This is a genomic window from Pseudomonas sp. GW460-LB5 (assembly GCF_059423245.1).
Genome location: NZ_JBWKXT010000032.1, coordinates 1 through 15,294 on the forward strand (window position 1 = coordinate 1; position 15,294 = coordinate 15,294).

Consider the following 15,294-nt stretch of genomic DNA (forward strand, 5'->3'; position numbering starts at 1 on the left):
GTCGAGTCCACCAGGCGGCGATCATCGGCCTGGTCGCCGACGTTCAGCGGCAAGGCACCGAAAACACTGCCAGCGGAAACCCGCTGCAGGCCGTTGACGCGAATATCGGAGATGGTGAAGGACTCGGCGTGAACTTCAGCGATCATCAGTGCGGACATGACCGCAGTTAGCAGCAGACGTTTCATGAAGTCCTTTTATTCCAACTGGCAATAAACAACCTGCCGCGAAAAAGCGGCAGGTTCGCAATTGAGCGAAGCTTTATAGTCGACCCAGATCGTTGATCAGGGCGAGCAACATCACCCCTATGACCAAACTGATACCGATCTGGACCCCCCAACCTTGCACCCGATCCGACAGCGGACGACCGCGCGCCCACTCGACCAGGTAAAACAGCAAATGCCCCCCATCCAGTACCGGGATGGGCAGCAAGTTAAGAACCCCCAGGCTTATGCTCAGGTAGGTCAGGAAATTCAGGAAATCCCCCACGCCGGACTGGGCTGAAGCGCCCGCCACTTTAGCAATGGTTATCGGTCCACTCAAGTTTTTTACCGAGAGCTCCCCGAACAGCATTTTCTTCAGCGATTCGAGGGTCAGCACGCTCATGCTCCAGGTGCGTGACAAGCCCTCACCCACCGCTTCAAGCGGGCCGTAGCTGATTTCGCGGAGCATGCTGGCAGGCCATTCGCCACCTTTTACTCCGGCACCCAGATAACCACCGGCAGCCTTGCCCTCCCCCTTGCGCGCCAGGGTTACCCGCACGTCCAGGGCCGCGCCGTCACGCTCGACACGCACTACCACATTGGCAGCCGGGCGGGCACGCACACTGTCGACCACCTGCTGCCATTGCGTCACGGCAACACCGTCGATGCTCAGCAGCTTGTCACCCGTCCTGAGGCCCGCAGCGGCAGCCGGCCCCTTCGGATCGATCTCGGCCAGCACCGGCTCAATCGCCGGGCGCCAAGGGTGCAGCCCCAGGGACTGGATAGGGTCCGGCTCGTCAGCGCCCTTTAGCCAGCTGTCCAGCTTGACCGGCAGTTGGCGCTCGGCGGACGCGCCTTCGTCGCGCACCCCAACCTGCAAGGTGCCGCTCTCGCCAAGGCGACGAACAAGCTGCAAGTTGACCGCCGACCAACCGCTGGTCGGCTTGCCGTCGATAGAGACGATTTCCTGACCTGCGGTCAGCCCGGCCGATGCAGCCAGGCTGCCAGCATCGACCGCACCGATCACCGGCCGCACTTGCTGGGTACCCATCATTGCCAGCACCCAGAAGAACAGGATGGCCAGCAGGAAGTTGGCGATCGGGCCCGCCGCGACGATCGCGATACGCTGGCCCACGGGCTTTCGGTTAAACGACTGATCAGCCAGCGCTGGCGGTACATCACCCTCGCGCTCGTCGAGCATCTTCACGTAGCCACCCAGCGGGATGGCGGCGACCACAAACTCAGTGCCATGGCGATCGTGCCAGCGCAACAGCGGTGTGCCGAAGCCCACCGAGAAGCGCAGCACCTTGACGCCGCAGCGGCGCGCCACCCAGAAGTGGCCGAATTCGTGGAAGGTGACCAGCACACCCAAAGCCACAAGGGTGCCGATAATCATGTAGAGCGCTGTCATGTCCATCTCCGAATGATGTTCAGCGGGCCGGCTGTATGCCAGCCCCCTCAGAAACCTGGGTGGGTTTGCATCAGCGACCGTGACGCCTCAGCCACTCACGGGAAAGCTCCCGGGCACGCTGGTCGGCGGCGAACACCGCGTCCAGCGACGGCAGCGGCACGACGGGCTCCTGATCGAGCACCTGTTCGATCATACCCGCGATCTCCGGAAAGCGGATACGCCGCTCAAGAAATGCTTCGACCGCCACCTCATTGGCTGCATTGAGTACGGCGGGTGCGCTGTTGCCCGCCTCGGCAGCCTGCCGCGCCAGGCGCAGGCAAGGGAAGCGCTGTTCGTCGGGCGCATGGAAATCCAGACGGGCGATGGCGAACAGGTCGAGCGGGGCCACCCCGGAATCGATACGTTCAGGCCACGCCAGGGCATTGGCGATCGGCGTACGCATGTCCGGATTACCCAGCTGCGCCAGCACCGAACCGTCCACGTAATCGACCAGGGAGTGAATGACACTCTGTGGGTGCACCACCACCTCGACCTTGGCCGGAGGGGCATCGAACAACCAGCAGGCCTCGATCAGCTCGAGCCCCTTGTTCATCATGCTGGCCGAATCCACGGAAATCTTGCGCCCCATCGACCAGTTGGGATGCGCACAGGCCTGCTCCGGCGTCACATCCAGCAAAGCTTCGACCGGCGTTTCACGGAACGGGCCACCGGAAGCCGTCAGCAGTATCCGGCGCACGCCAACCGCGCTCAGGCCACGCGCGTAGTCGCCGGGCATGCACTGGAAGATCGCGTTGTGCTCGCTATCGATCGGCAACAGCACGGCACCGCTGCGCCGCACGGCCTCGATGAACAGCGCACCGGACATTACCAAGGCTTCCTTGTTGGCCAGCAGCACCTTCTTGCCCGCCTCGACGGCAGCCAAGGTGGGGCGCAGGCCGGCAGCGCCGACAATCGCTGCCATCACCGCATCCACTTCCGCTGCCGAAGCCACCTGACAAAGCCCGGCCTCGCCTTCCAGCACCTCGGTGGTGCAGCCGGCAGCCGCCAGGTTTTCGCGCAGTCGCACAGCTGCTTCGGCACTCGGCACTACAGCGAAGGCCGGGCGATGGCGCATGCACAGGGCCAGCAACTCGTCGATGCGCGAATAACCGCTGAGGGCGAACACCTGATAGCGATCGGGGTGGCGCGCGATCACATCCAGCGTGCTCAGACCGATGGAGCCGGTGGCCCCGAGTACGGTAATACGTTGCGGACGGCTCACATCACACCCCATTCGGCAGCCCACAACAACACGGCAAAAATCGGGATCGCCGCAGTAAGGCTGTCAATGCGGTCGAGTACACCACCATGGCCGGGCAGCAGATTACTGCTGTCCTTGATACCGGAGCGGCGTTTGAACATGCTCTCTGTCAGGTCACCGACCACCGAGGACATGACCAGCAGCGCGGCACCCAGCAGGCCCAGCAGGATCTGACCGAAACCCCAGTCACGACTGATGCCAACCGCCAACGTAATCGCAAGGCTCACCGCCAGGCCGCCATACACGCCTTCCCAGCTCTTGCCTGGGCTGACCTGCGGGGCCAGCTTGCGCTTGCCGAAGGCCCTGCCAGAGAAGTAAGCGCCAATGTCGGCGGCCCACACCAGCACCATGACCGACAGGATCAGCCAATTGCCCAGCGGCCAGTGCTTGAGCAACACCAGCCCCTGCCAGGCAGGCAGCAATACCAGCAGGCCGATCAGCAACCGGCAGGCGGCACTGGCCCACAGCTCGCTGCTACGCGGGTAGGTAAGCACCAGCCAGGTGGCCAGCCCCCACCAGATCACTGCAGCACCCAGCACCCAGGGCGCCAGCTCCGGAAGGATGTACAGCAACATCAGCGCTCCGGCGACCACCGCGGCATAGGCGATACGCAGCGGCTGGGCCATCAACCCGGCCAGACGTGCCCACTCCCAGGCGCCAAGGGTCACCACGAAGCCGATGAACAGGGCGAAATCCCCGCCGTTGAGCAGGAAGAAGCCACCCAGCGCGATCGGCAGCAGGATCAGCGCAGTCATGATGCGTTGTTTAAGCATTAAGCACGAGCTCCAGCCTCGACCTGCTCGCTGGTCTTACCGAAGCGGCGCTGGCGCGAAGCGAAATCGGCCAGGGCATTGCGCATGGCCTCGTGTTTGAAGTCCGGCCAGTACAGGTCGGAGAAATACAGCTCGGCGTAGGCCAGCTGCCACAACAGGAAATTGCTGATGCGGTGCTCGCCACCGGTGCGAATGCACAGGTCCGGCAGCGGTAGCTCGCCGGTTGCCAGGCAGGTCTGCAGCAGGCCCGGGGTAATGTCTTCCGGGCGCAGGTGCCCGGCTTGCACTTCCCGCGCCAGCCGCTGAGCGGCCTGAGCGATGTCCCACTGGCCACCGTAGTTGGCCGCAATCTGCAGGATGAAGCGGTTGTTGCCGGCGGTCAGCGCCTCGGCCTCGCGCATGGCAGCTTGCAGTTCGGGATGGAAACGCGAACGGTCACCGATGATGCGCAAGCTGATGTTGTTCTCGTTGAGGCGCTTCGCCTCGCGGCGCAGGGCCGAGAAGAACAGCTCCATCAGCGCACCGACCTCTTCGGCGGGGCGCTGCCAGTTTTCGCTGGAGAACGCGAACAGGGTCAGTACCTCGACCCCGGACTTGGCACACACTTCGATGACCGCGCGAACGGCGTCTACACCCGCCTTGTGCCCGGCAACGCCGGGCAGCAGGCGTTTTTTCGCCCAGCGGTTGTTGCCATCCATGATGATCGCGACGTGACGCGGCACCGAGGACGGCGCCACTGGCTTGGTCTTTTCCATTAAGAAACCCCGGCCTTAGACGGCCATCAGGTCCTTTTCCTTGGCTTTGAAGGCAGCATCGACTTCGGCAACGAACTTGTCGGTCAGCTTCTGGATCTCGTCAGCGGCGCGACGTTCTTCGTCTTCGCTGATTTCCTTGTCCTTGGTCAGCTTCTTCAGGTCGGCAAGGGCGTCGCGGCGTACGTTGCGCACGGCAACCTTGGCATCCTCGCACACGCCACTGGCCTGCTTGGTATAGCCCTTGCGGGTTTCCTCGGTCAGGGCTGGCATTGGCACACGAATGGTAGTGCCGGCGCTGGACGGGTTCAGGCCCAGGTCAGAGGTAAGAATGGCCTTTTCGATGGCAGCGCTGAGGTTTTTGTCATGAGCGACAATTTTCAGGGTGCGGGCATCTTCGACGCTGATCGCAGCCACCTGGTTCAGCGGCATTTCGCTGCCCCAGGCAGTGACCTTGACGCTATCCAGGATGCTTGGGTGGGCACGACCGGTGCGGATCGCCGCCAGGTTACGGCTCAGGGCCTCAAGGGACTTGGTCATGCGCTCCTGCGCGTCTTTCTTGATGTCGTTGATCATGCTTGGCCTTCCTCGATCAGAGTACCTTCAGCGCCACCCACCACGATGTTCAGCAGGGCGCCAGGCTTGTTCATGTTGAATACCCGCAATGGCATCCCGTGGTCGCGGCACAGGACGATTGCGGTCAGGTCCATCACACCCAGCTTGCGATCCAGGACCTCATCGTAGGTCAGGTGATCGAACTTCTCGGCGTGTGGGTCCTTGAATGGATCGGCAGTGTACACACCATCGACCTTGGTCGCCTTCAGCACGACGTCGGCATCGATTTCGATGGCGCGCAGGCAAGCGGCGGAGTCGGTGGTGAAGAACGGGTTGCCGGTACCGGCGGAGAAAATTACCACATCCCCGGAGTTGAGGTGGCGAATAGCTTTGCGGCGATCATAATGATCGGTGACGCCGACCATGGAGATGGCGGACATGACCAGGGCCGGGATGTTCGAGCGCTCCAGCGCATCGCGCATGGCCAGGCCGTTCATCACGGTGGCCAGCATACCCATGTGGTCACCGGTGACGCGGTCCATGCCGGCTGCGCTGAGTGCAGCGCCACGGAACAGGTTGCCACCGCCAATCACCAGGCCGACCTGGACACCAATCCCTACCAACTGGCCAACTTCAAGGGCCATGCGATCCAGCACCTTCGGGTCGATCCCGAAGTCTTCCGAGCCCATCAGGGCCTCGCCGCTAAGTTTGAGCAAAATGCGTTTATAGCGAGGTTGGCGACCACTCACCTGCTGAGCCATTGCGAGTCTCTCCTGCGGCGTACTTTAGAAAATTCGTGCGGGCTGTTTTCAGCCTGCTAACTGTAGCGTGGCACCGCTTTGGTGCCAGCGGCGGCGGGTTTCATAAACCCTTCGCCGTTTTGACAAAGAGGCTGCGCGCGTGAGCGGGCAGCCTCTTTGGGGCGACAGACGGGGCTGTCTTACTGCTTGGCGGCAGCTACCTGAGCGGCAACTTCAGCAGCGAAGTCGTCGACTGGCTTCTCGATGCCTTCGCCTACTTTGAAGTAGGTGAAGGAAACGATTTCAGCGCCGGCTTTCTTGGCCAGCTCGCCAACCTTGACTTCTGGGTTCATGACGAAGGCCTGCTCTTTCAGCGAAGCTTCAGCCTTGAACTTGGTGATACGGCCGTTGATCATGTTCTCAACGATGTTTTCCGGCTTGCCGGCAATCTTGTCGGCGTTCAGCTGCAGGAAGACATTCTTCTCGCGCTCGATGGCCTCGGCGGAGATTTCCGACGAATCCAGGAACTCAGGGTTCGACGCTGCAACGTGCATGGCGATGTTCTTCGCCAGCTCGACGTCACCGCCTTTCAGAACGACGACTGCGCCGATCTTGTTGCCGTGCAGGTAGGCACCGACAACGTCACCTTCAACGCGCACCAGGCGACGGATGTTGACGTTCTCGCCACACTTGGCAACCAGGGCTTCACGAGCTGCTTCACGCGAGGCGATCAGCGGAGCGGCGTCGGTCAGTTTCTGGGCGAAGGCTTCTTCAAGGCTTTCGGCAACGAAGTTCTTGAAGTCGTCTTGCAGGGCCAGGAAGTCGGTCTGCGAGTTCACTTCCAGCAGAACGGCGGATTTACCGTCGGTCTTGACGGCGATAGCGCCTTCAGCAGCGACGTTGCCAGCCTTTTTGGCGGCCTTGATGGCGCCCGAGGCACGCATGTCGTCAATGGCTTTCTCGATGTCGCCGCCAGCCTTTTCCAGGGCTTTCTTGCAATCCATCATGCCTTCGCCAGTACGCTCGCGCAGTTCTTTTACCAGCGCTGCAGTAATTGCTGCCATTTCAAAATCCTCTTGGAAAGTTTTTCAACCATTCCACCCGTTCGTCACGGGCGTTAAATTCTGCGAATCCGCTGTTGTTATCTCAGCCAACCCATAATGCGGGGCCCTTGCTGACAGCAGGATTTCAAGGTGGCAAAAAGGGGGCAAAGCCCCCTTTTTGCGTGCCAAGTAGACGCTAGCGCCTATTACTCAGCAGCAGGTGCAGCCGCTTCTTCAACATAGACTTCGGTGCCGCCAGCAACGTTGTTGCGGCCGCGGATGATGGCGTCAGCCATCGAAGTCATGTACAGCTCGATGGCGCGGATGGCGTCGTCGTTGCCTGGGATGATGTAGTCAACACCTTCCGGGCTGCTGTTGGTATCGACAACGCCGATAACCGGGATGCCCAGCTTGTTAGCTTCGGTGATAGCAATGCGCTCGTGGTCAACGTCGATCACGAACAGGGCATCAGGCAGACCGCCCATGTCCTTGATACCACCCAGGCTGCGGTCCAGCTTTTCCAGATCGCGCGAACGCATCAGGGCTTCTTTCTTGGTCAGCTTGGCAAAGGTGCCGTCTTCGGCCTGGGCTTCCAGGTCGCGCAGACGCTTGATCGAAGCGCGGATGGTCTTGTAGTTGGTCAGCATGCCGCCCAACCAGCGGTGGTCAACGTATGGCGAACCGGCACGAGCAGCTTGCTCGGCGACGATCTTGCCGGCGGAACGCTTGGTGCCGACGAACATGATCTTGTTCTTGCCCTGAGCCAGACGCTCTACGAACGCCAGGGCGTCGTTGAACATTGGCAGGGTTTTTTCCAGGTTGATGATGTGGATCTTGTTACGCGCGCCGAAAATGTACTTGCCCATTTTCGGGTTCCAGTAACGGGTCTGGTGGCCGAAGTGCACACCGGCCTTCAGCATATCGCGCATATTGACTTGGGACATGATAGTTCCTTGGTAAGTCGGGTTGGGCCTCCACGCGTCCCAATGACCAACCCGCAAATTCGAGAATCCGGGGCACCCAGGTCATCGTGTCGACACGTGTGTGGGTTTAGGCTTACGGGGTCGTCCCCGAAAGCGGCGCATGTTATACCACAGACCGCCAGCGAACGAAACCCGAATGAGGTTGCGTCTGTCAGCGGTTTTTGCAGCGCCCCGCCAAACAGGCCAGAATGCCTCCTGTAGACAGCAGCATGGCCGCCTTTATCCCGACAGAATGCCGCCCTGCTCTGCTAGAATCCGGCCTTTCCCGTTTGTTCGCGCCGCGTGCGGCGCCGTAGAGAGCCTGTAATGACCGTCAACATCAAGACCGCAGAAGACATCGAGAAGATGCGCATCGCCGGCCGCCTGGCCGCCGAGGTGCTGGAAATGATCGAGGAGCACGTCAAGCCCGGTGTTACCACCGAAGAGCTCGACCGCTTGTGCCACGACTATATCGTCAACGTCCAGCAGGCCATCCCGGCGCCGCTCAACTACAAGGGCTACCCGAAGTCGATCTGCACCTCGATCAACCATGTGGTCTGCCACGGCATCCCCAACGACAAGCCGCTCAAGGACGGTGACACGCTCAACATCGACGTCACCGTGATCAAGGACGGCTACCACGGCGATACCAGCCGCATGTTCCACGTGGGCAACGTGCCGGTGTGGGCCGAGCGCCTGTCCAAGGTTACCCAGGAGTGCATGTACAAGGCCATCGAGCTGGTCAAGCCGGGCTGCCGCCTGGGCGATATCGGCGAAGTGATCCAGAAGCACGCGGAAAAGAACGGCTTCTCGGTGGTACGCGAGTTCTGCGGCCACGGCATCGGCAAGGTGTTCCACGAAGAACCGCAGATCCTGCACTACGGCCGCGCCGGCACCGGCATGGAGCTTAAAGAAGGCATGACCTTCACCATCGAGCCGATGATCAACCAGGGCAAGGCCGACACCAAGGTGCTGGGCGACGGCTGGACCGCCATCACCAAGGACCGCAAGCTCTCGGCCCAGTGGGAACACACCCTGGTGGTGACCGCGACCGGCTATGAGATCTTCACCCTGCGCAAGGACGACACCATCCCGCGCACCTCGGCCTGACCGCACTCCCACAGGCCACCCGACGACAGGAACGTGACGCGATGCCCCAGGTGGACCCCGAGCTGTTCGACCGCGGCCAGTTCCAGGCGGAACTGGCCCTCAAGGCGAGCCCCATCGCCGCCTTCAAGAAAGCCATCCGCCAGGCCGGCGAGGTGCTCGACAAGCGTTTCCGCAGTGGCGACGATATCCGTCCACTGATCGAAGCCCGCGCCTGGCTCGTCGACAATATCCTGCAACAGGCATGGAACCAGTTCGACTGGGGCGACCAGAATGGCATCGCCCTGGTCGCGGTGGGTGGCTACGGGCGCGGTGAGCTGCACCCGCATTCAGACATCGACCTGCTGATTTTGCTGGGCGCCGCCGAGCACGAACAATACCGCGACGCCATCGAACGCTTTCTCACCCTGCTGTGGGACATCGGCCTGGAAGTGGGCCAGAGCGTGCGCACCGTCGACGAGTGCGCCGAACAGGCCCGCGCGGACCTGACGGTGATTACCAACCTGATGGAAAGCCGCACCATCGCCGGCCCCGAGGCCCTGCGTCAGCGCATGCTGGAGGTGACCAGCACCGCGCACATGTGGCCGAGCAAAGACTTCTTCCTGGCCAAACGCGCCGAACTCAAGGCCCGTCATCACAAGTACAACGACACCGAGTACAACCTCGAACCTAACGTCAAGGGCTCGCCAGGCGGCCTGCGCGACATCCAGACCGTGCTGTGGGTGGCCCGCCGCCAGTACGGCACCCTGAACCTGCACGCGCTGGCCGGCGAGGGTTTCTTGCTGGAAAGCGAGAACGAACTGCTGGCCTCGTCTCAGGATTTTCTGTGGAAGGTACGTTACGCCCTGCACATGCTGGCCGGTCGCGCCGAGGACCGCCTGCTGTTCGACCACCAGCGCAGCCTCGCCGCGCTGCTTGGGTACAGCGACGACAACCCCAAGCGGGCAATCGAGCAGTTCATGCAGCAGTACTACCGGGTGGTGATGAGCATCAGCCAGCTGTGCGACCTGATCATCCAGCACTTCGAAGAGGTCATCCTCGCCGACGAAGACAGCGGCACCACCCAACCGCTGAATGCACGCTTTCGCCTGCACGACGGCTATATCGAGGCCACCCACCCGAACGTGTTCAAGCGCACACCGTTCGCCATGCTGGAAATCTTCGTGCTGATGGCCCAGCACCCGGAAATCAAGGGCGTGCGCGCCGATACGGTGCGCCTGCTGCGTGAGCACCGCCACCTGATCGACGACACTTTCCGCACCGATATCCGCAACACCAGCCTGTTCATCGAGCTGTTCAAGTGCGAAATCGGCATCCACCGCAACCTGCGGCGGATGAACCGCTACGGCATCCTTGGCCGCTACCTGCCGGAGTTCGGCCTGATCGTCGGGCAGATGCAGCATGACCTGTTCCACATCTATACGGTCGATGCACACACCCTCAACCTCATCAAGCACCTGCGCAAGCTGCAGTACACACCGGTGTCCGAGAAATTCCCGCTGGCCAGCAAGCTGATGGGGCGCCTGCCCAAGCCCGAGCTGATCTACCTTGCCGGCCTTTACCACGACATCGGCAAAGGTCGCCAGGGCGACCATTCCGAGCTGGGCGCGGTGGATGCGAAGAAGTTCTGCGAGCGACACCAGTTGCCGGCCTGGGACAGCCGGTTGATCGTCTGGCTGGTGCAGAACCACCTGGTGATGTCGACCACAGCCCAGCGCAAGGACTTGTCCGACCCGCAGGTAATCAACGACTTTGCCCTGCACGTGGGCGACGAGACGCGCCTGGACTACCTGTACGTGCTGACCGTGGCCGACATCAATGCCACCAACCCCAGCCTGTGGAACTCGTGGCGGGCCAGTCTGTTGCGCCAGCTCTACAGCGAGACCAAGCGCGCCCTGCGCCGCGGCCTGGAAAACCCGCTGGACCGCGAAGAGCAGATCCGCCAGACGCAGTCCTCAGCACTGGATATTCTGGTGCGCGAGGGTACCGACCCGGACGACGTCGAGCAGCTGTGGTCGCAACTGGGTGATGACTACTTCCTCAAGCACACCGCCGCCGACGTAGCCTGGCATACGGATGCGATCCTGCAGCAACCGGCTGATGGCGGGCCGCTGGTGCTGATCAAGGAAACCACCCAGCGGGAGTTCGAAGGCGGCACGCAGATCTTCATCTACGCCCCCGATCAGCACGATTTCTTTGCCGTGACGGTGGCGGCCATGTCGCAGCTGAACCTGAACATCCATGACGCGCGGATCATCACGTCGAGCAGCCAGTTCACCCTCGACACCTACATTGTGCTGGACAACGACGGCGGCTCGATCGGCGACAACCCGCAGCGGGTCAAGCAGATTCGCGATGGCCTGACCGAAGCGCTGCGCAACCCCGAAGACTACCCGACCATCATCCAGCGCCGGGTGCCGCGCCAGCTCAAGCACTTCGACTTCCCGCCGCAGGTGACCATCCTCAACGATGCCCAGCGGCCAGTGACCATCCTCGAAATCACCGCACCCGACCGCCCAGGCCTGCTGGCCCGGCTGGGGCGCATTTTCCTGGAGTTCGACCTGTCGCTGCAGAACGCCAAGATCGCCACTCTGGGCGAACGGGTGGAAGACGTGTTCTTCATCACTGATGCCGACAACCAGCCGCTGTCCGACCCGCAGCTGTGCAGCCGCCTGCAGGAGGCCATCGTGCAGCAGCTACAAGCCGGCCAAGGTAGCGACACCAGCCCGACCCGCGTGACCATTTAACGATTAGACGATTGACGAGACCTTGCGCCGATGAACCATGCCTTGACCCAGCTTCAGCCCTACCCGTTCGAAAAGCTCCGCGCCCTGCTGGGCAGCGTGAAGCCTGCGGCGGACAAACGCGCCATCGCCCTGTCGATCGGTGAGCCGAAGCATGAATCGCCGGCGTTCGTGGCCCAGGCCATGGCCGACAACCTTGACAAGCTGGCGGTGTACCCCAGCACCATCGGCGTGCCGGCCCTGCGCCAGGCCATCGGCCAGTGGTGCGAGCAGCGTTTTGGTGTGCCGGCCGGCTGGCTGGATGCCGAGCAGCACATCCTGCCGGTCAATGGCACCCGTGAAGCGCTGTTTGCCTTCACCCAGGCGGTGGTCAACCGTGCAGATGACGGCCTGGTAATCAGCCCAAACCCGTTCTACCAGATCTACGAAGGCGCAGCACTGCTGGCCGGGGCAACACCGCACTACCTGCCCTGCCTGGAAAGCAACGGTTTCAACCCCGATTTCGATGCCGTAACGGCGGACGTGTGGAAGCGCTGCCAGATCCTGTTCCTGTGCTCGCCGGGCAACCCCACCGGTGCATTGGTGCCGATGGACACCCTGAAAAAGCTGATTGCCCTGGCTGACGAACACGACTTCGTGATCGCCGCCGACGAGTGCTACAGCGAGCTGTACTTCGACGAAGATGCGCCACCACCGGGCCTGCTGACCGCCTGCGCCGAGCTTGGCCGTAGTGATTTTGCCCGCTGCGTGGTGTTCCATAGCCTGTCCAAGCGCTCCAACCTGCCGGGCCTGCGTTCGGGCTTTGTGGCTGGCGACGCCAAGATCATCAAGCCGTTCCTGCTGTACCGCACCTACCACGGCTGTGCCATGCCGGTGCAAACCCAGCTGGCCAGCATTGCCGCGTGGCAGGACGAGGCGCATGTGCGCGAGAACCGCGACCAGTACCGCGCCAAATACGATGCCGTGCTGGACATCCTGCAGCCGGTGCTGGACGTGCAGCGCCCGGATGGCAGCTTCTACCTGTGGGCCAAGGTGCCGGGCTGCGATGCCGAATTCACCCGCGACCTGTTCGAAGCCCAGCATGTGACCGTGGTACCAGGCTCGTACCTGTCGCGTGAAGTGGAGGGTGTGAACCCAGGCGCCGGGCGCGTACGCATGGCGCTGGTTGCACCGCTGGCCGAGTGCATCGAGGCGGCAGAGCGGATTCGTGCCTTCCTGCAAAACCGCTAATTGAGCTGGGGGCGCTGTGCGCCCCATTCGCGGGACAAGCCCGCGCCCACAGGCCTCCGGCAACCTCAAATGGAGGACCTGTGGGAGCGGGCTTGTCCCGCGAATGGCAACAAGGAGATCTACTTGACCTGCCCCAGGTTGGCCTCACTCATATCCAGCTCCCCAAGCACCTGCCGCACCACCTCATCGCCCACCTGGTGCTGGCGATGCAGGTTATACAGCTCCAGCCGCTGCGCCCTCAGCGCACGCAAGCGCAAACGCCGCTCCAGCAAGTCCATCTGTTCGGCCAGGGCCTTGGCCTCGGCACTGTCGTTGTAGCTGTCCAGTTCATCCCGATACTCAGCCATCAACCGTGCCTTCAGCTCGGTCGCCAGGGTCGCCTGCGCAGCATCTTGCGGGGCATTGGCGTCGATCACCTCCTCTGCTTCCAGGGCATGAATCGCTGCCTCGGCCGTGCGCCGCCAGGCTTCCTGCACCTCCTGGTGCAAGCGTTCGTCCGGGCTCTTGGTCACCCCGCGCAGCAATATCGGCAGCGCGATGCAGGCGCTGATCAACGACAGCAGGATCACCCCGGCGGCAATGAAAATCAGCAAATCACGCTCAGGGAAGGCCTTGCCCGCCCCCATCAGCAACGGCACCGACATCACACCCGCCAGGGTCACCGCCCCGCGCACACCGCCCAAGGTCAGCAGCCAGCAGGAGCGCGCCGTAGGCATCAGCACCAGCGCCGGTTTGCCGCGCCAGCGGCGCACCACGCCGATCGACCGCCAGATGCTCTGCACCCAGATGAACCGCAGCAGAATCAGTGCAGCAAAGATCGCCACCACGTCCAGGCAGCGGTAGGCCAGGGTCGGCCACACGGTGGCTTCGTGGCTGACCACCGCCTTGATGATGTCTGGCAACTGCAGGCCCAACAGCAGGAAGATCAGGCCATTGAAGGCGAACTCCAGCAACGACCAGACGCTCCGGTTAAGCAGGCGGGTGCTGGTCTGGCGTGGCAGCAGGTCGAGCCAGCTTTGCATCATGCCGGCCGCTACCGCCGAAAGGATGCCCGAAACGCCCAGGCGCTCGGCCAGCACGTAGGCCGCGAACGGCAGCAGCAGCATGAACACCACGTGGGTGGCCGGGTCGTCCCAGCCGCGGGCGATCATCCAGGCGCGCAGGCGGCCGACCAGCCAGCTCAGGCCCACCCCCACCGCCAGACCGCCAAGCGCGACCAGCACAAAGCTGAAGCTGGCATCGGCCAGCGAAAACACCCCGGTGATCGCCGCCGCCAGGGCGAACTTGAAGGTCACCAGGCCCGATGCATCGTTCATCAGGGCCTCCCCCTGCAGCATGTGCATCAGCGGGGTGGGCAGGCGGTCCTGGGCGATGGCCGAAACCGCCACGGCATCGGTCGGCGACAGCACCGCCGCCAAGGCGAAAGCCACCGGCAGGGGGATGCTCGGCAGCAGCCAGTGAATGAAATAGCCGGCCCCGACCACAGTGAACAGCACCAACCCTACGGCCAGCGCCACCACTGGCCCGCGAATGCGCCACAACTCACGCTTGGGGATGCGCCAACCGTCGGCAAAGAGCAGGGGCGGCAAGAACAGGAACAGGAACAACTCGGGGTCCAGGGCCACATGCAGCCCCAGTGTCGGCAGGGCCAGCAAGGCACCGGCAGCGATCTGCACCAGCGGCAAGGGCAGCGGGATCATGCGGCCGACCAGCTTCGACAGGCTGACCAGCGTCAGCAGGATGAGGACGGTGTAGGCGGACTGCATCCGGGAAAGCTTCCTTTGTGAACCAGAAACGGTAGCAAGGCGAACCATCGCCATTGAAACAATATGTTAGCGGCGACCGACGGTTCGGGGCCGCTGCACGATAGTCGCAGGTGACGGCGGAATATGTAACATGATGATACTTCAGAAGGCGCAGGCCTTGATTCTTGCAGCGCCCATGAGATCGAGCGCCGCCCGCGCGGCGCTCGATCTCATGGGCGCTGCAAGGCTCAGGGCAAGTACACCCGTGGCGCTCACTGTTTCGTTCCCGCATAATCCCGCGACTGACATCGAAAGACGGAGAGATTGGGGCGACTTGTAACCCCAATGTACACAATGACCTACACGCTCTACGGCATCAAAGCCTGTGACACCATGAAAAAAGCGCGTACCTGGCTCGAAGACAAAGCCATCGCCTACGAATTTCACGAATACAAGACCCAAGGCATCGACCGCGACCGCCTGAACCGCTGGTGCGACGAACACGGCTGGGAAGTCATCCTCAACCGTGCCGGCACCACCTTCCGCAAGCTGGACGACGCCAGCAAGGCAGACCTCGACCAGGCCAAGGCCGTCGAGCTGATGCTGGCCCAGCCGTCGATGATCAAACGCCCGGTGCTGGACCTTGGCGCGCGCACCCTGGTCGGCTTCAAGCCGGACCTGTACGCCGCTGCCCTGGCCTGAGCCCCCACCCTATTTCGCACGAGGTAATCA

General features: G+C 62.5%; 13 protein-coding genes and 1 pseudogene. 4 read left to right on the plus strand and 10 right to left on the minus strand.

The annotated features are described in order from the left end of the window. The 9 genes and pseudogenes from AC07XM_RS19060 to rpsB all read right to left on the minus strand — a co-directional run. Positions 1-185: pseudogene (locus tag AC07XM_RS19060) on the minus strand (POTRA domain-containing protein); the annotation flags it as partial. 73 nt (positions 186-258) lie between these two features. Continuing rightward, the gene (rseP, locus tag AC07XM_RS19065) at positions 259-1,611 is read right to left on the minus strand and encodes an RIP metalloprotease RseP (RefSeq protein ID WP_102689596.1); all 1,353 of its coding nucleotides are present in this window, start codon (positions 1,609-1,611) and stop codon (positions 259-261) included. Between the two features lie 70 nt (positions 1,612-1,681). Further along, complete coding sequence (gene ispC / locus AC07XM_RS19070; protein WP_060517529.1) at positions 1,682-2,872, minus strand: 1-deoxy-D-xylulose-5-phosphate reductoisomerase; 1,191 nt, start codon at positions 2,870-2,872, stop codon at positions 1,682-1,684. Beyond that, the gene (locus tag AC07XM_RS19075; protein WP_016485211.1) at positions 2,869-3,684 is read right to left on the minus strand and encodes a phosphatidate cytidylyltransferase; all 816 of its coding nucleotides are present in this window, start codon (positions 3,682-3,684) and stop codon (positions 2,869-2,871) included. The genes ispC and AC07XM_RS19075 overlap by 4 nt, the downstream gene beginning before the upstream one ends. Next, positions 3,684-4,439, minus strand: a complete 756-nt coding sequence (gene uppS / locus AC07XM_RS19080; protein WP_016485210.1) for a polyprenyl diphosphate synthase — start codon at positions 4,437-4,439, stop codon at positions 3,684-3,686. Before uppS ends, AC07XM_RS19075 begins: the two co-directional genes overlap by 1 nt. Before the next feature lie 15 nt (positions 4,440-4,454). Continuing rightward, positions 4,455-5,012, minus strand: coding sequence for a ribosome recycling factor (frr, locus tag AC07XM_RS19085; RefSeq protein WP_016485209.1), 558 nt, complete (start codon positions 5,010-5,012; stop codon positions 4,455-4,457). Then, complete coding sequence (pyrH, locus tag AC07XM_RS19090; protein ID WP_012270836.1) at positions 5,009-5,752, minus strand: UMP kinase; 744 nt, start codon at positions 5,750-5,752, stop codon at positions 5,009-5,011. Before pyrH ends, frr begins: the two co-directional genes overlap by 4 nt. A 179-nt stretch (positions 5,753-5,931) precedes the next feature. After that, positions 5,932-6,795, minus strand: coding sequence for a translation elongation factor Ts (tsf, locus tag AC07XM_RS19095; protein ID WP_016485208.1), 864 nt, complete (start codon positions 6,793-6,795; stop codon positions 5,932-5,934). Between the two features lie 185 nt (positions 6,796-6,980). After that, the gene (gene rpsB / locus AC07XM_RS19100) at positions 6,981-7,718 is read right to left on the minus strand and encodes a 30S ribosomal protein S2 (protein WP_016485207.1); all 738 of its coding nucleotides are present in this window, start codon (positions 7,716-7,718) and stop codon (positions 6,981-6,983) included. Between the two features lie 345 nt (positions 7,719-8,063). On the opposite strand from rpsB, the gene map reads away from it, so the two are divergent. Genes map through dapC form a run of 3 tightly spaced genes read left to right on the plus strand, consistent with a single transcriptional unit; the run spans position 8,064 to position 12,817 of the window. Further along, positions 8,064-8,846, plus strand: a complete 783-nt coding sequence (gene map / locus AC07XM_RS19105; protein ID WP_016485206.1) for a type I methionyl aminopeptidase — start codon at positions 8,064-8,066, stop codon at positions 8,844-8,846. Positions 8,847-8,887: 41 nt separating this feature from the next. Then, positions 8,888-11,590 (plus strand): [protein-PII] uridylyltransferase, encoded by a 2,703-nt coding sequence (locus tag AC07XM_RS19110; protein WP_016485205.1) that lies wholly within the window; start codon positions 8,888-8,890, stop codon positions 11,588-11,590. 30 nt (positions 11,591-11,620) lie between these two features. Beyond that, positions 11,621-12,817: a succinyldiaminopimelate transaminase gene (gene dapC / locus AC07XM_RS19115; protein WP_016485204.1), complete on the plus strand. Its 1,197-nt coding sequence runs from the start codon at positions 11,621-11,623 to the stop codon at positions 12,815-12,817. Positions 12,818-12,936: 119 nt separating this feature from the next. On the opposite strand, the gene AC07XM_RS19120 is transcribed toward dapC, so the two are convergent. After that, positions 12,937-14,583 (minus strand): Na+/H+ antiporter, encoded by a 1,647-nt coding sequence (locus tag AC07XM_RS19120; RefSeq protein WP_023047678.1) that lies wholly within the window; start codon positions 14,581-14,583, stop codon positions 12,937-12,939. 333 nt (positions 14,584-14,916) lie between these two features. Here AC07XM_RS19120 and AC07XM_RS19125 point away from each other — a divergent pair, with 333 nt between their 5' ends. Beyond that, positions 14,917-15,264 carry an ArsC family reductase gene (locus tag AC07XM_RS19125; RefSeq protein WP_172455938.1) on the plus strand — a complete coding sequence of 116 codons (348 nt, stop codon included), beginning with the start codon at positions 14,917-14,919 and terminating at the stop codon, positions 15,262-15,264. Positions 15,265-15,294: the final 30 nt, after the last annotated feature.

What these genes read in the sequence shown, in the direction of transcription:
- rseP (WP_102689596.1), bottom strand. Translation starts at nt 1,611, where the DNA reads ATGACAGCGCTCTACATGATTATCGGCACCCTTGTGGCTTTGGGTGTG.
- AC07XM_RS19125 (WP_172455938.1), top strand. Translation starts at nt 14,917, where the DNA reads ATGACCTACACGCTCTACGGCATCAAAGCCTGTGACACCATGAAAAAA.
- map (WP_016485206.1), top strand. Translation starts at nt 8,064, where the DNA reads ATGACCGTCAACATCAAGACCGCAGAAGACATCGAGAAGATGCGCATC.
- frr (WP_016485209.1), bottom strand. Translation starts at nt 5,012, where the DNA reads ATGATCAACGACATCAAGAAAGACGCGCAGGAGCGCATGACCAAGTCC.
- AC07XM_RS19120 (WP_023047678.1), bottom strand. Translation starts at nt 14,583, where the DNA reads ATGCAGTCCGCCTACACCGTCCTCATCCTGCTGACGCTGGTCAGCCTG.
- AC07XM_RS19075 (WP_016485211.1), bottom strand. Translation starts at nt 3,684, where the DNA reads ATGCTTAAACAACGCATCATGACTGCGCTGATCCTGCTGCCGATCGCG.
- pyrH (WP_012270836.1), bottom strand. Translation starts at nt 5,752, where the DNA reads ATGGCTCAGCAGGTGAGTGGTCGCCAACCTCGCTATAAACGCATTTTG.
- uppS (WP_016485210.1), bottom strand. Translation starts at nt 4,439, where the DNA reads ATGGAAAAGACCAAGCCAGTGGCGCCGTCCTCGGTGCCGCGTCACGTC.
- AC07XM_RS19110 (WP_016485205.1), top strand. Translation starts at nt 8,888, where the DNA reads ATGCCCCAGGTGGACCCCGAGCTGTTCGACCGCGGCCAGTTCCAGGCG.
- dapC (WP_016485204.1), top strand. Translation starts at nt 11,621, where the DNA reads ATGAACCATGCCTTGACCCAGCTTCAGCCCTACCCGTTCGAAAAGCTC.
- rpsB (WP_016485207.1), bottom strand. Translation starts at nt 7,718, where the DNA reads ATGTCCCAAGTCAATATGCGCGATATGCTGAAGGCCGGTGTGCACTTC.
- tsf (WP_016485208.1), bottom strand. Translation starts at nt 6,795, where the DNA reads ATGGCAGCAATTACTGCAGCGCTGGTAAAAGAACTGCGCGAGCGTACT.